At 66.0% G+C, this 13,258-nt stretch carries 15 protein-coding genes; 4 read left to right on the top strand and 11 right to left on the bottom strand.

Annotation, left to right across the window (positions count from 1 at the left end; genetic code table 11):
- Positions 1–84: 84 nt before the first annotated feature.
- Positions 85–942 carry an SDR family oxidoreductase gene (locus B2X67_RS02700; protein ID WP_286784529.1) on the bottom strand — a complete coding sequence of 286 codons (858 nt, stop codon included), beginning with the start codon at positions 940–942 and terminating at the stop codon, positions 85–87.
- 95 nt (positions 943–1,037) lie between these two features.
- Positions 1,038–1,928, bottom strand: a complete 891-nt coding sequence (locus B2X67_RS02695) for an esterase/lipase family protein (protein ID WP_282338647.1) — start codon at positions 1,926–1,928, stop codon at positions 1,038–1,040.
- A 313-nt stretch (positions 1,929–2,241) separates the two neighbouring features.
- Between B2X67_RS02695 and osmE the strand changes: the two genes are divergently transcribed.
- The 4 genes from osmE to B2X67_RS02675 all read left to right on the top strand — a co-directional run bounded on the left by osmE (position 2,242) and on the right by B2X67_RS02675 (position 3,966).
- The gene (gene osmE, locus B2X67_RS02690) at positions 2,242–2,586 is read left to right on the top strand and encodes an osmotically-inducible lipoprotein OsmE (RefSeq protein ID WP_282338646.1); all 345 of its coding nucleotides are present in this window, start codon (positions 2,242–2,244) and stop codon (positions 2,584–2,586) included.
- Positions 2,587–2,717: 131 nt separating this feature from the next.
- Positions 2,718–3,119: a Rho termination factor N-terminal domain-containing protein gene (locus B2X67_RS02685; protein WP_286784528.1), complete on the top strand. Its 402-nt coding sequence runs from the start codon at positions 2,718–2,720 to the stop codon at positions 3,117–3,119.
- 14 nt (positions 3,120–3,133) lie between these two features.
- Positions 3,134–3,310: a hypothetical protein gene (locus B2X67_RS02680; protein WP_273234882.1), complete on the top strand. Its 177-nt coding sequence runs from the start codon at positions 3,134–3,136 to the stop codon at positions 3,308–3,310.
- 122 nt (positions 3,311–3,432) lie between these two features.
- Complete coding sequence (locus B2X67_RS02675; protein WP_090223948.1) at positions 3,433–3,966, top strand: ferritin-like domain-containing protein; 534 nt, start codon at positions 3,433–3,435, stop codon at positions 3,964–3,966.
- Positions 3,967–4,260: 294 nt separating this feature from the next.
- Here B2X67_RS02675 and B2X67_RS02670 read toward each other — a convergent pair whose 3' ends face one another.
- From B2X67_RS02670 to urtB, 9 genes are all read right to left on the bottom strand, one after another.
- Entirely contained in the window at positions 4,261–5,313 is a 1,053-nt protein-coding gene (locus B2X67_RS02670) for an AAA family ATPase (RefSeq protein WP_286784527.1), read from the bottom strand.
- Between the two features lie 245 nt (positions 5,314–5,558).
- Entirely contained in the window at positions 5,559–6,599 is a 1,041-nt protein-coding gene (locus B2X67_RS02665; RefSeq protein WP_090223951.1) for an aliphatic amidase, read from the bottom strand.
- A gap of 100 nt (positions 6,600–6,699) precedes the next feature.
- Positions 6,700–7,047, bottom strand: coding sequence for an FmdB family zinc ribbon protein (locus B2X67_RS02660; protein WP_286784526.1), 348 nt, complete (start codon positions 7,045–7,047; stop codon positions 6,700–6,702).
- 112 nt (positions 7,048–7,159) lie between these two features.
- Positions 7,160–8,389, bottom strand: a complete 1,230-nt coding sequence (fmdA, locus tag B2X67_RS02655; protein WP_282338641.1) for a formamidase — start codon at positions 8,387–8,389, stop codon at positions 7,160–7,162.
- Between the two features lie 194 nt (positions 8,390–8,583).
- The gene (locus tag B2X67_RS02650; protein ID WP_286784525.1) at positions 8,584–9,102 is read right to left on the bottom strand and encodes a Rho termination factor N-terminal domain-containing protein; all 519 of its coding nucleotides are present in this window, start codon (positions 9,100–9,102) and stop codon (positions 8,584–8,586) included.
- A gap of 110 nt (positions 9,103–9,212) precedes the next feature.
- On the bottom strand, positions 9,213–9,902 hold the full coding sequence (gene urtE / locus B2X67_RS02645; protein WP_090223958.1) for an urea ABC transporter ATP-binding subunit UrtE: 690 nt from the start codon (positions 9,900–9,902) through the stop codon (positions 9,213–9,215).
- 277 nt (positions 9,903–10,179) lie between these two features.
- A complete protein-coding gene (urtD, locus tag B2X67_RS02640) occupies positions 10,180–10,941 on the bottom strand; it encodes an urea ABC transporter ATP-binding protein UrtD (RefSeq protein ID WP_090223960.1) in 762 nt (253 codons plus the stop codon).
- Entirely contained in the window at positions 10,938–12,122 is a 1,185-nt protein-coding gene (gene urtC / locus B2X67_RS02635; protein ID WP_282338637.1) for an urea ABC transporter permease subunit UrtC, read from the bottom strand. Before urtC ends, urtD begins: the two co-directional genes overlap by 4 nt.
- A 163-nt stretch (positions 12,123–12,285) precedes the next feature.
- Entirely contained in the window at positions 12,286–13,203 is a 918-nt protein-coding gene (gene urtB / locus B2X67_RS02630; protein WP_282338636.1) for an urea ABC transporter permease subunit UrtB, read from the bottom strand.
- Between the last annotated feature and the right edge of the window lie 55 nt (positions 13,204–13,258).

Genomic DNA, 13,258 nt, shown 5'->3' with positions numbered 1-13,258 from the left:
GCGCGCCGGGGATTGTTCTGGATCTCCGCCGAGCGGTAGTGGCACCGCGCCCATCCTGCGGGAGGACGGCGCGCGGCGCGCGGGTCAGAGGATCGGCTTGCCGCCGGTGACGCCGATCCGGGTGCCGGAAATGTAGCTGGATTCGTCGGAGGCGAGCATGACGAATGCCGGCGCCACTTCCACCGGTTGCCCCGGACGCCCCATCGGGGTTTCGCTGCCGAAGCTCTTCACGTCGTCCTCGGGCATGGTCGAGACGATCAGCGGCGTCCAGACTGGGCCGGGCGCGACGCTATTGGCGCGGATGCCCTTCTCGGCGAGCAGCTGGGCGAGGCCCGCCGTGAAATTGGCGATGGCGCCCTTGGTCGCGGCATAGGCCAGCAGCGTCGGCTTCGGCATGTCCGAGTTGACCGAGGTGGTGTTGATGATCGAGCCGCCCTTGGGCATGTGCGGCACCGCTGCCTTGACGATGCGAAACATCGCCGTGATGTTCACGTCGAAGGTGTGCACCCATTCCTCGTCGGGAATCTCGTCGAGCGAGGCGCGGCTCATCTGGAACGCGGCATTGTTCACCAGCACGTCGATCTTGCCGAACTCGGCGACCGTCTTCTCCACCAGTTGCAGACACAGCTCGCCGTCGGCGAGGTCGCCCGGCAGCAGCAGCGCCTTGCGCCCTGCCTGCTCGACCAGACGCGCGGTGTCCTTGGCATCCTCGTGCTCATCCAGGTAGGCGATGGCGACGTTGGCCCCCTCGCGGGCGAAGGCGATCGCCACGGCGCGGCCGATGCCGCTGTCGGCGCCGGTGATCAGCGCCGTCTTGCCCATCAGCCGGCCGGAACCCTGGTAGCTGTCCTCGCCGCAGTCCGGCAGCGGATTCATGCGGTCCTGGCTGCCGGGGTTCTGCTGCGGCTGGCTGGCGAAGGGCGGAGTCGGATAATCGGTCATGGAAAGCTCCTGTCATTGGGGATACACCCATTAACGACAGGAGCGTTTTTGCCGCAGTTCAGCCAAACCGGCGGGCGGTAGCAGAGCGCGGGCCGTCAGCAGCCGGCTTCACGCAGACGCGCCGCATGCTCGAGATACAACCCGACAGGATTCACGCCGTCCGGTACGCGGCCGGAGAACTGGTTGATCAGGTCGAGGTGGTCCATGGGGTAATCCGAGCGGATCACCTGGCCCAGGTGGGCACTGAAACGCCCGACGAATCCGTCGTTCTGCCCGGCCTCGCGGACGAAGGTACGCGACAACGTCCGGCACATCGCCTGGCTCGGATCAAGACGGTTGCGGCCGCGGTCGGTGACGCCCGGCTGCAGCGTGCCGGCCCAGGAGTAGTAGCGCACGCCGTCCACTTCGTAGTCCCCCTCGCCGCCCCACACCGTGGGCACGCCCTGGGGAAAGCGCTGGTTGAACGACTGCATGCCGGCGCAGGTGAGCGCGCGGTGCGAGGCAATGCCGTCGAGCGGCAGATGCAGGCTGTACTCGTGGCTCTCGAACAGCTCCAGCATTCGCGCCACGCCATGCGCCGCGCGCGCCGCGAACTTCTCCCGACGACCGTTATGCGGCAGTTTCTGCACCAGATAGTCGGCCAGTTCCGAGCCCTGGTTCGGCCCGCCGACGCTGGTCACCGAGGCGACCCACTGCGGCCTGAGCGCCGCCGCGTAGCGCACCGTCAGCGCGCCCTGGCTGTGGCCGATCAGGTTGACCTTCTGCGCGCCGGTGGCGGCGAGGATCTCGTCGATGCGTTCGAGCAGTTGTTCGCCACGCACCTCGTTGCCGTTGAGCGACGACACCTTGGGGGTGAAAACTCGAGCGCCCTGCTCACGCAGCGCGGAATCGATGCCGTACCAGTAAGGCCGCCCGGCCAGGCGAACGAAGCCGAGCAGACCATGCACGAGAACGAGGGGATAGCGGGTGTGCGCGTCAGGCGGCATGTGCGGACTCCTGTCGGCAGCGGCGACGCCGGTCGACGCCGCCGCGAAGGATCAGAACAACAGCTTGAAGAACGCGATCACGACGATCAGGCCGATGAGAAAGATGATGCCGACTGTACTACCAAGAAACTTCAACATGCGCAGGATTCCTTTTCTGGGGTTCACTTTTGTGACCCCGGCGGCCGCGCGTAGGTTCGCCCGAATGCGGCAGAGGCGCCGCGCGAGTGCGGATCAAACCAAGCGGCGAACTACCGGCGAAGGTCATCGCTCCAAGCTCTGTCAGACACACATCATCCGCACAGGAATAATCCGCATGATCAAGCAGAGCCTCGCCCTCGCCGCTGTTGTCGCCACCCTCGGCGGCTGCGCCACCAACCCGGAAAACCCGGTCGACTACGTCACCTACCGTCACGAGCCTCTGGTCGAGCAGGTCAAGATCGGCATGACCAAGGAGCAGGCCCTCGCCCTCGGCGGTCCGGCATCCAGCGAAATGGGCCGCACCGTGTATCCGGGCAGCTGCAACAACTACGTACTCAACCACGACGGCAAGGAACAGCCCTACTACGTCGCCTTCGACGCCAACGACCGTGTCCAGGACAAGGGCTTCCTGACCTGCAAGGAAATGGAAACCAACGAGCGCACCAAGCACAAGTTGTAAGCCAGCCCGCCGCCATCGCCCGATGGCGGCGTTCCTCCCGGACCGCGCCCTGCCGTCTGTCCAGCGATCCGAAACTTCGCCCCAGGCACCAGTCGAATCTCCTGAACACCCATGAATTCAGGAGAACCGTCATGCCCCGTGGCGATAAATCCGAATACAGCGAAAAGCAAAAGCGCAAGGCCGAGCACATCGAGCAGAGCTACGAGCAACGTGGCCTGTCCAACGACGAAGCCGAGGCGCGAGCCTGGGCCACGGTGAACAAGCAGTCCGGCGGTGGCGAGAAAAAAGGCGGCTCCGGCCAGCGCAAGAGCGAAACCGCCAAGCGCGCCGACCGCAAGGACTCCGCCCAGCGTGCCGCCGCCGCGCGCAAGGGCAAGCCGGCCAATCGAGGTTCGGCAAAGTCGCGCTCGCGTAGCGGCAGCACTTCCCTTACCGAGATGACCCGCGACGAACTGATGAAGCGTGCCCGCGAGCGCGACGTGCGCGGACGTTCGAGGATGCGCAAGGCGGAGCTGATCCGCGCCCTCAGCTGAATCTGGAGACTGCCATGACCCCCGACTCGCCCCGCGACAGACCGGACCCGACCCAGCCGAAAGTCACCCCGGACAACGCCCACAACCCGTTGCCGCCGATGCCCGCGCACCAGGACGTACCGCAGAAACCGGCGCCGCAGCCGGAGAACGAAGCCGATCTTGAGCGCGAGCAGCCCGGCAACTGGCGTTGAAGCCAGACGGCTCGACGGTGCGAAACCTTTGGCACCGTCTAACACTCACAACAGGGTCGCCTGGGCCATCCTGCCGTCAGAGCAGGAGCGTCAGGCCGTGATCCACGCCTAGGAGATTCCTGATGAGCTACGTACAACTGAGTGACAAGAACACCCTGCGCGAACGCGCCCGCCAGCACGTCGAAAACGGTGCGGTGACCGAGAGCTACAGCGCCGACAAAGACGTCGTGCTCAAGCTGCTCAACGATTCGCTGGCCACCGAGCTGGTCTGCTACCTGCGCTACAAGCGCCACTACTACATGGCGACCGGCCTGCGGGCGAGCGTCGCCGCCGATGAATTCCTCGAGCACGCCGGGCAGGAGCAGGAACATGCCGACCGCCTGGCCGAACGCATCGTCCAGCTGGGCGGCGAACCGGACTTCAACCCCGACAGCCTGACCGAGCGCTCCCACGCCGAATACACCGAGGGCAACGGCCTGCGCGACATGGTCTTCGAGAATCTGGTCGCCGAGCGCATCGCCATCGACAGCTACAAGGAAATCGTCCAGTACCTGGGCGACAAGGACCCGACCACCCGGCGCATCTTCGAGGACATCCTCGCCCAGGAAGAGGAACACGCCGACGACCTGGCCGGGCTGCTCGACGGGATGAACTGACCCAGCGGGTGAAAGGTCCGAGCCTGCGATCCGCCAAGGCCGCCAGGTGCTTTGCCAGATGCAGGGTGGATGACGCTTTTTCCGTCCACCGTTACCGCGCCGGGTGGATCGGTGAAGCGCGATCCACCCTACTATCCGCCGCCGGCGCCGGGAGCCTTGCCAGATGTAGGGTGGATGACGTTTTTTTCATCCACCGTCACTGCGCGCACTGCGCGCGGGATCGATGAAGCGCGATCCACCCTACGGTCCTACACATCGGGGGTCGGCAGGCGGCAGATAGGTGAGCCGGCGCGGTCACCCTACCGTCTCGCCTTCCACACTTAACATCCCCGTTCCCCCGAGCACCCGCAGCCGATTGGCCTGTGGGTTGCGCAGCAGGTATTCCGCTACCTTCGGCTCCAGTTGCGTCCGCACGCGGCGCGCCAGGTCGCGGGCACCGAAACGGCGGTCGTGACCGGCGCAGAGCAGCGCAGCGGCCGCGTCATCCACCTTAAGCTGGCGCCCGTGCCGGCCCAGGCGCTGGTTGAGCTTGTCCAGTTCGATGGCCAGCAGGTCCGGCAGGCGCTCGCCACCGAGGCGCTCGAAAGCGAGAAGGCGGTCGATGCGGTTGAGGAATTCCGGCTCGAAGTGCCGGTGCAGAGCCGCCTCGACGATTGCCTTCTCGCGCCCCGGCCGCGGTTGCAGGCGCAGCCAGCGGCGCCAGCCCCGCTCGAAACCGGCACGGTAGTGCCAGGCCTCCTGGGCGCCGATGTTGCTGGTCATGAAGATCAAGCTGTTGCGGAAATCGATGCGCCGGCTGCCTGAGCTGAGCACCAGCTGGCCACTGTCGAGCACGTTGAGCAGGCTGCGGATCACCTCGCGGCTGGCCTTTTCCAGTTCGTCGAAGAGCACGATGCCGGGCCGGCTGAAGCTGCCCTGGATCGCCTCGATGTCGAACAGCGTGGTGCCTTCCTTGCTGCCGACGTAGCCCGGCGGCGCGCCGGTCAGTGCGGCGGCGTAGTGCTCCTGGGCCAGGGTGTTCATGTCGATGCGGCAGAAGGCGTCGGCCTTGCCGTGTATCGCCTGGGCCAGCAGGCGGACGATCTCGGTCTTGCCGACGCCGGTGGGGCCCATGAACAGGTTCACGGACAACGGCCGCTCGCGCTCGCCGATGTCCGCCTTGACCACCGCCAGCAGCGATTCCACCGCCGCCAGCGCCGCCTCCTGCCCGACGATCCGTTCTCGCAGCAGCGCCATCACCTGCGCCGGCTCGAAGAGAAAGCGCGATTGCAGGCGATCTGCCGCCGGCGACGGCGCCTCGGCCAGTTGCCCGCGATTGTGCTCGACGAGGTCATTGATGAAGGGCATGCCAGGGCTCCGGATCGGCGGTGTGGGGTGGGCTGCGTCGCGGCGCCCATGCGGTTCGTAGGGTGCGCCGTGCGCACCGACCGATGCTGCGGTGCGCATGGCGCACCCTACGTCCATGTACGTCCGCGCCTTCGGCAGTTTGTAGGGTGCGCCGTGCGCACCGGCCGGTGTTGCGGTGCGCATGGCGCACCCTACGTCCACGTACGTCGCGCCTTCGGCAATTTGTAGGATGCGCGGCAGCGGCATCAGCCGGCGGTCTTTTCCTTGCCGCCGTGCGGCAGTTCGCCGACTGGGCAATCGGCGACGCCGATGCTGCGGCGGGTGAGTTTTTCCACGTCGTCGCGGGCCTTTTCGGCGTCCATCACCCAGGTGCGGTAGAACTCGAACGGGCAGTCGGCGACGCCGCGGTCGCCATCGCCGGAGTTGTACACGCCGGTGTAGCCGCGGTGCAGCAGCTTGAACAGGTGGTTCTGCGACTGGTCGTTGGCGCGCGCGTCGCGAATCTGCGAGATCGACAGCTGGGCGTACTGGATGCCCATTTCCTCCTCGCCGCACTCGCCGAGGGTGCGCCCGTCGAAGCCGATGATCGCCGAATGGCCGAAGTAGCTGTACACGCCGTCGAAGCCGGCGGCGTTGGCCACAGCGACGTAGCAGTTGTTGGCCCAGGCCATGGTTTTGGACATCAGCACCTGCTGCTCCTTGGCCGGGTACATGTAGCCCTGGCAGCGCACGATCAGCTCGGCGCCCTTCATCGCGCAGTCGCGCCAGATCTCCGGGTAGTTGCCGTCGTCGCAGATGATCAGGCTGATCTTCATGCCCTTCGGGCCTTCGCTGACGTAGGTGCGGTCGCCCGGATACCAGCCTTCAATGGGACACCAGGGGATGCACTTGCGGTACTTCTGCACGATCTCGCCCGCATCGTTGATCAGGACGAGGGTGTTGTACGGCGCCTTCTCCGGCGACTCGTTGCGCTCGCCGGTGAGCGAGAAGATGCCCCAGGTTTTTGCCTCGCGGCAGGCGGCGGAGAAGATCGCCGTTTCCTCGCCGGGGATGGTCGCCGCGGTGGCCATCATCTCGTCGCGGTCGTACATGATCCCCATGGTGCTGTATTCGGGGAACACCACCAGGTCCATGCCCGGCAGGCCGAGCTTCATGCCCTTGATCATCTCGGCGATCCTGCGCGCGTTGTCGAGGACTTCGGCCTTGCTGTGCAGGCGCGGCATCTTGTAGTTGACGACGGCGACACCGACGGTGTCCGGGCTGCTGGAAATATCACCGTGACGCATGGGGCTCTCCTCGGATTTCGGGCGCGTTGAGATCGCGGGGTGGTTGGTGGGCTGAAGCCCAGGCTACGGAAGGCCCGGACGCAGCGATCCAGGCGCAGCCTCAGTGGCTGATCATCCACGGCCGTCCCGCCGGCTTGCCCTTGAGGGCGTGGGGGTTGGCCTTGGTCGGCAGGTTCGGCTTGCTCGGCGCGCAGCAGCTGCAGCCGGCCGCGTGTTTGCGCTTACTGGCGTACTCGGCGACGGTCTGCGGCGCATGGGCGGCGCGCTCGTTGGTCTCGATGGCGGCGCGGGTGTTGCCGGCCATGGTCGCCAGCCGCGGCGCGGAGAGGATCACCCTTCGGCTTTCGCCGGCGCAGTAGGGGCACGCGCAGGGCTGGTCGCGCTCGGCCATCGGCCGCAGCATGGTGAAGTCGCCGCATTCGGCGCAGTCGTATTCGTAGATCGGCATGCTCACCTCGGGGGTTCGGGAAGCGCGCAGCGCCCCTTTGCCAATGCGGGTGTCCGCCACCCGGACCGCCCTGGCCGCCGTCCAAAGCACCAGGCCGGTCCGGGCGGAGAACTCATTTGTCCAGGGCGATCGGCAGGTCGATGCTGCCATCGAGGTGCTTGATCGGGCCGGACGCGCTCGGGTTGATGTCGAATTCGAAGATTTCCGTGGGCAGCCACAGCGTCGCGCAGGCGTTGGGGATGTCCACCACGCCGCTGATGTGCCCCTGCACCGGCGCCGAGCCGAGCAGCGAGTAGCCCTGGGCCGGCGAGTAGCCGAACTTGGTCAGGTAGTTGATGGCGTTGAGGCAGGCCTGCTTGTACGCCAGGTTGACGTCCAGGTAGTGCTGCTTGCCGGCCTCGTCTACCGAGATGCCTTCGAAGATCAGGTAGTTGTTGTAGGTGGGCACGATCGGGCTGGGCTTGAAGATCGGGTTCTTGATCCCGTACTTGGCCATGCCGCCCTTGATCAGCTCGACCTTCATGTGCACCCAGCCGGCCATTTCGATGGCGCCGCAGAAGGTGATCTCGCCGTCGCCCTGGCTGAAGTGCAGGTCGCCCACCGACAGGCCGGCGCCGTCGACGTAGACCGGGAAGAAGATCTTCGAGCCGCGCGACAGGTCCTTGATGTCGCAGTTGCCGCCGTGTTCGCGCGGCGGCACGGTGCGCGCACCGGTCAGCGCGGCCTTGTCGCGGGCCTCGCCGGTGAGCTTGCCCATGTGCGCGGTGGCGGCCAGCGGCGGGTTGGCCAGCGGCGGTACGCGGGTCGGGTTGGTGTCGATCAGCTCCTGCTCGCGCTTGTTCCAGTCGGCGAGCATCTTGTGGTCCGGCAGGCAGCCGATCAGGCCGGGGTGGATCAGGCCGGCGAAGTTCACGCCCGGAATGTGCCGCGAGCTGGTGAACATGCCCTTGAAGTCCCAGATCGACTTCTGCGCGTGGGGGAAGTGATCGGTGAGGAAACCGCCGCCGTTCTGCTGCGAGAAGAAGCCGTTGAAGCCCCAGAGCGAATCCTGCCGCGCGCCGATGTCGAGCAGGTCGACCACCAGCAGGTCACCCGGCTCGGCGCCCTGCACGCCCACCGGGCCTGACAGGTAGTGCACGGTGGACAGGTCGACGTCGCGCACGTCGCTGGCGTCGTCGTCGTTCTTGATCGCGCCGGCGGTCCAGTCGTAGGTTTCGAGGATGAAGTCGTCACCCGGCTTGACCCAGCAGGCCATCGGGATGTCCGGATGCCAGCGGTTGTGGATCTGCTCGTTGTCGGTGGCGGCCTGATTGAGGTCGACCTTGATCAGCGTTTCGGTCATGACAAAGCTCCTGGGACCTTGAGGGTTTCGGCGCAGCGGCCGGGTCGGGAGCTAGTCTTGATTCAGCAGGCGATGCGGGAAATACGTCGGATGACGTAGGCGCGAGCGGCACGTGCCAACGGCCTGAAAACGCCACGCGCAGGCCATTTTCGTGCGCCGGGCGCGGGGCCGCAAAGCCGCGCGGCATGCGGCGTTCAGGCCTCGCCGGCGCGCTTCAGCGCCTCGATCAGATCGACCTTGTTCATCCGCGAACGGCCGGCGATGTTGCGCTCGGCGGCGCGCCTGAGCAGCTCGGGTTTGGCCAGGCGGCCCAGCGAGGGCGCGCGCTCGGCGGCGGTCTTGCGCGCGATGTCTTCCGGCTGCGCGGAATGCTGCTGGCCGCGACGACTGTCGGCGCGTTTCTTGCGCGAGGTGCGCGCGTACTCGGCGCGGCTTAGCGACGCACGGGCACGCTCGGGCAGGTAACGCTCGCCGGTCTCGCCGGAGGGCTTGCCCGAGCGCGTGCCCCAGTCCTCCTCGGTCCAGTGCGCGAGGGCGTTGTCGGCCGGCTTGTCGCCGAGGTAACCGCCGCCCTCGCGCTGGTATTCGCGCACCGCCAACTGGGCCTTGCGCGCGGACCACTGGCCGGGCTTGCCACCCTTGTCGCCGGCGGTGACACGCTGTTTGACGGTTTCCCACAGTGCCGGATCGGTTTTCTTCGCGGTACCGGACATGGCGCTTTCCTCCACGCTCTACCTGTGAAGGAAAGACCCCTGCGGCCTACGCGATGTTCTGCGTCCGGGACGAGCGGGCGTCGGCCGGACAGCCAGAGGCCGTAACAGGCTCAGACCGAGAGGTAGCGGCTGATGGTCTGCTCATCCACCTTGTCGCGGGTTTCCTCGACGACGAACTTGCCCTTCTCGATCACCAGGAAGCGGTCGGCGATCTCCATGGTGAAGGACAGCACCTGCTCGGAGACGACGATGGTCAGGTCGCGCAGGTTGCGGATCTCCTTCAGCTTGTGGGCGATGTCCTTGATGATCGACGGCTGGATGCCTTCGGTGGGTTCGTCGAGCAGCAGCACCTTGGGGTTGGTGGCCAGCGCACGGGCGATGGCCAGCTGTTGCTGCTGGCCGCCGGAGAGGTTGCCGCCCTTGCGCGAACGCATCTCGTGGAGCACCGGGAACAGCGCGTAGAGGTCGTCCGGCACCTTGCCCCTGGCCGACGCCGGCAGGCCGGTCTGGATGTTCTCCAGCACGCTCATGTGGGAAAAGATCATCCGCCCCTGGGGCACGTAGGCGATGCCACGCTCGACACGCTGGTGGGTTTCCAGCGCGGAGATGTCGGCGCCGTCGACGCTGATCTGCCCGCCCCATTGCGGCAGCACGCCCATCAGGCTCTTGAACAGGGTGGTCTTGCCCATGCCGTTGCGGCCCATGACCGCGACGATCTCTTTTTTCGCCACGGTCAGGTTCAACTCGTGGAGGATCTGGCTCTGGCCGTAGCCGGAAACGAGGTTGCTGATCTGGAACATGTGTGTCACTCCAACGTAGGGTGCGCCACGCGCACCATTGCGTATGTGTAGGAGCCAGCTTGCTGGCGATCCGCGGACCGTCAGTAGATCGATCGCCGCTGACTCTTCGGTGCGCGCGGCGCCCTCTACAAAGCCGGTATCCCGGCCTCAGATCACCTTCGGATTGCTCTGCACCAACGCCATGCCGCCGTAGGGTGCGCCATGCGCACCGCTGGCCACGACGTGGCGGACTCTTCGGTGCGCACGGCGCACCCTACAAAAGCCTGCATCGCGGGTCTCAATGCCCCAGGTACACCTCGATCACCTTCGGGTTGCTCTGCACGGACTCCATGCTGCCCTCGGCCAGCACCTTGCCCTGGTGCAGCACGGTGACCTTGTGGGCGATGCTCTTGACGAACTCCATGTCGTGCTCGATGACCAGCACCGAACGCCCCTGGCTGATGCGGTTGAGCAACTCGGCGGTCTGCACGCGCTCGCTGACGCTCATTCCGGCCACCGGCTCGTCGAGCATCAGCAACTCCGGGCCCTGCATCAGCAGCATGCCGATCTCCAGCCACTGCTTCTGGCCGTGGGAGAGCAGGTCGGCCTGCTTGTCGAGGAAGTCGCTGAGGAAGATTTCCCCGGCGACCTCCTCGACCCGCGCGATGACCTCGGGCGAGCGCTTGAAGAACAGCGCGCCGAACACCTTGCGCCCGCTCGGGTAGGACATTTCCAGGTTCTCGAACACCGTCAGGTTCTCGTAGATCGACGGGTTCTGGAACTTGCGCCCGACCCCGGCGCGGACGATGTCGAACTCCTTCATCCTGGTCAGCTCGCGGCCGTCGAACTCGATGCTGCCGGAGGTCGCCCTGGTCTTGCCGCAGATGAGGTCGAGCACCGTGGTCTTGCCGGCGCCGTTGGGGCCGATCACCACGTGCACTTCGTTGCGGTCGACGTAGAGGTTGAGGTCGTTGACCGCCTTGAAGCCGTCGAAGGACACGGTCAGCCCCTCGATGGCGAGGACCGGTTTGGCGGCCTGGAATCCTGCTGGGCTGTTCATGGCGCGGTCTCCAGTTCACGGGCGGGCGAGGCGGCGGGCGGCTTGGCGGCGAACACGCGAACCTTGGGCGGCGGCACGCCGAACAGCTGCTTGCCGAGCGGGAAGCGCGCGATCCATTTGCGCCCGTGGCTTTCCCAGAGGCCGGCGATGCCGTTGGGGAAGTACATGACCACGACGATGAAGAGGCCGCCCATCAGGTACAGCCACAGCTCGGGGAAGCTCTCGGAGAAGTAGGTCTTGCCGAAGCTCACCAGCAGCGTGCCGTACACCGCGCCGAGCAGCGACATGCGCCCGCCCACCGCGGCGAAGATGACCATCTCGATCGACGGCACGATGCCGACGAAGCTCGGCGACATGAAGCCGACCTGCAGGGCGAACATCGCCCCGCCGATGGCCGAGAAGGCCGCCGCCAGGCAGAACACGAAGATCTTGAAGCTGGCCACGTCATAGCCGGAGAAGCGCACACGTTCCTCCTTGTCGCGCATCGCCATCAGCAGGCGGCCGAGCTTGGAGGTCAGCACGAAGCGGCCGATGAGGATGCAGCCCAGCAGCAGGAAGGCGTTGACGAAGTAGAGGATGACCTTCGCCGAGTTGTCGCGGATGTCCCAGCCGAGCAGCGTCTTCAGGTCAGTGATGCCGTTGACGCCGCCGGTGAGGCCCTGCTGGCCGATGATCAGGATGGTCAGGATGGCCGCGATGGCCTGGGTGACGATGGAGAAGTACACGTCGCCGACGCGGCGCTTGAACATGGCGATGCCGATGATCAGCGCCAGCAGTACGGGCACCGCGACCACCGCGACCAGGGTGAAGCCGAAGCTGTGGAACGGCTGCCACATCATCGGCAGCTCGGTCAGCTGGTTCCAGTCCATGAAATCCGGGATGCCGGGGGTGGACTGGATCTTGGTGCTCTCCGGGTCGGACGCCTCCAGCTTGAGGAACATCGCCATGCAGTAGCCGCCGACACCGAAGAAGATGCCCTGGCCGAGGCTGAGGATGCCGCCATAGCCCCAGCACAGCACCAGGCCGACGGCGACGAAGGCATAGGTCAGGTACTTGCCGACCATGTTCAGGCGGAAGGTGTCCAGCGCCAGCGGGAACACCACCAGGATCAGCGCGGCCAGCACCAGCAGGCCGATGGCCCCCTGTTTGCCGCCGAGCAGGTTTTCGTAGGCGTTTTTCATCAGCAAATCTCCCGGCGGACAAAAAGTCGCTTTGAACCGTAGCGAGCAGCTCCAGCTGCAAGAAGCCCGGAGCGCAGTGACGAAGGCGTACATCGAGTACGTTGAGGAAACGAGCACTGCGCGACGCCGCAGATGGGGCGCGCAGTAGGTTGAAAGCGACTTTTCACTTCCGGACCTTTATCGAGAACAGCCCCTGCGGACGCAGCATCAGGATCAGGATCACCGCCGACAGGGTCAGCACCTTGGCCATCGAGCCGGAGAGGAAGAACTCCATGATCGATTGCGCCTGGGCGATGGTGAACGCCGAGGCGATGGTGCCGATCAGGCTGGCGGCGCCGCCGAAGACCACGGTGAGGAAGGTGTCGACGATGTACAGCGAACCCGCGGTCGGCCCGGTGGAACCGATGGTGGTGAAGGCCGCGCCGGCGACCCCGGCGACGCCGCAGCCGAGGGCGAAGGTCATGCGGTCGACCTTGCGGGTGTTGATCCCCACGGCGCGGCTCATCACCCGGTTCTGCATGGTGGCGCGCACGTGCAGGCCCCAGCGCGAGCGGTACAGCATGATGAACAGCGTGGCGGTGCAGAGCACGGTCAGGCCCATCACGAACAGGCCGTTCTTCGGAATGTCGATGGTCTCGGTGGGGTTCCACGAACCCATGATCCACTCCGGCATTTCCGCGCCGACCTCGCGCGCGCCGAAGATCGAGCGGAACGCCTGCTGCATCACCAGGGACAGGCCCCAGGTCGCCAGCAGGGTGTCCAGCGGACGGTGGTAGAGCTTGCTGATCATCGCCCACTCCACCAGCCAGCCCAGGGCGCCGGCGATGAAGAACGAAGCGATGATGGCGAAGAAGAAGTAGTACGGCTGCATCGCCGGTACGTAGTGCAGGGTCAGCGTCGAGATCACGTAGGTGGTGTACGCGCCGACGGTGAGGAACTCGCCGTGGGCCATGTTGATCACGCCCATCTGGCCGAAGATGATCGCCAGGCCGAGTGCCATCAACAGCAGCACGCAGAACACCGACAAGCCGTTGAAGCCCTGCATGACGGCGATGGCGCCGAAGTCGGATAGCCACTCCATGATTGGTCTCCTGGGTGGGGTGGTGGAATTCGTGGCGGAGCCGTCCCCCGTTCAC

Origin of the sequence: Pseudomonas sp. UBA3153 (genome assembly GCF_002364635.1) — a bacterium.
GTDB classification, from domain to species: Bacteria; Pseudomonadota; Gammaproteobacteria; order Pseudomonadales; family Pseudomonadaceae; genus Pseudomonas_O; species Pseudomonas_O kuykendallii.
Note: the sequence above shows the minus strand (reverse complement) of the source record. Positions and strands in the feature narration are given on the sequence as shown.

What these genes read in the sequence shown, in the direction of transcription:
- B2X67_RS02700 (WP_286784529.1), bottom strand. Translation starts at nt 942, where the DNA reads ATGACCGATTATCCGACTCCGCCCTTCGCCAGCCAGCCGCAGCAGAAC.
- B2X67_RS02695 (WP_282338647.1), bottom strand. Translation starts at nt 1,928, where the DNA reads ATGCCGCCTGACGCGCACACCCGCTATCCCCTCGTTCTCGTGCATGGT.
- osmE (WP_282338646.1), top strand. Translation starts at nt 2,242, where the DNA reads ATGATCAAGCAGAGCCTCGCCCTCGCCGCTGTTGTCGCCACCCTCGGC.
- B2X67_RS02685 (WP_286784528.1), top strand. Translation starts at nt 2,718, where the DNA reads ATGCCCCGTGGCGATAAATCCGAATACAGCGAAAAGCAAAAGCGCAAG.
- B2X67_RS02680 (WP_273234882.1), top strand. Translation starts at nt 3,134, where the DNA reads ATGACCCCCGACTCGCCCCGCGACAGACCGGACCCGACCCAGCCGAAA.
- B2X67_RS02675 (WP_090223948.1), top strand. Translation starts at nt 3,433, where the DNA reads ATGAGCTACGTACAACTGAGTGACAAGAACACCCTGCGCGAACGCGCC.
- B2X67_RS02670 (WP_286784527.1), bottom strand. Translation starts at nt 5,313, where the DNA reads ATGCCCTTCATCAATGACCTCGTCGAGCACAATCGCGGGCAACTGGCC.
- B2X67_RS02665 (WP_090223951.1), bottom strand. Translation starts at nt 6,599, where the DNA reads ATGCGTCACGGTGATATTTCCAGCAGCCCGGACACCGTCGGTGTCGCC.
- B2X67_RS02660 (WP_286784526.1), bottom strand. Translation starts at nt 7,047, where the DNA reads ATGCCGATCTACGAATACGACTGCGCCGAATGCGGCGACTTCACCATG.
- fmdA (WP_282338641.1), bottom strand. Translation starts at nt 8,389, where the DNA reads ATGACCGAAACGCTGATCAAGGTCGACCTCAATCAGGCCGCCACCGAC.
- B2X67_RS02650 (WP_286784525.1), bottom strand. Translation starts at nt 9,102, where the DNA reads ATGTCCGGTACCGCGAAGAAAACCGATCCGGCACTGTGGGAAACCGTC.
- urtE (WP_090223958.1), bottom strand. Translation starts at nt 9,902, where the DNA reads ATGTTCCAGATCAGCAACCTCGTTTCCGGCTACGGCCAGAGCCAGATC.
- urtD (WP_090223960.1), bottom strand. Translation starts at nt 10,941, where the DNA reads ATGAACAGCCCAGCAGGATTCCAGGCCGCCAAACCGGTCCTCGCCATC.
- urtC (WP_282338637.1), bottom strand. Translation starts at nt 12,122, where the DNA reads ATGAAAAACGCCTACGAAAACCTGCTCGGCGGCAAACAGGGGGCCATC.
- urtB (WP_282338636.1), bottom strand. Translation starts at nt 13,203, where the DNA reads ATGGAGTGGCTATCCGACTTCGGCGCCATCGCCGTCATGCAGGGCTTC.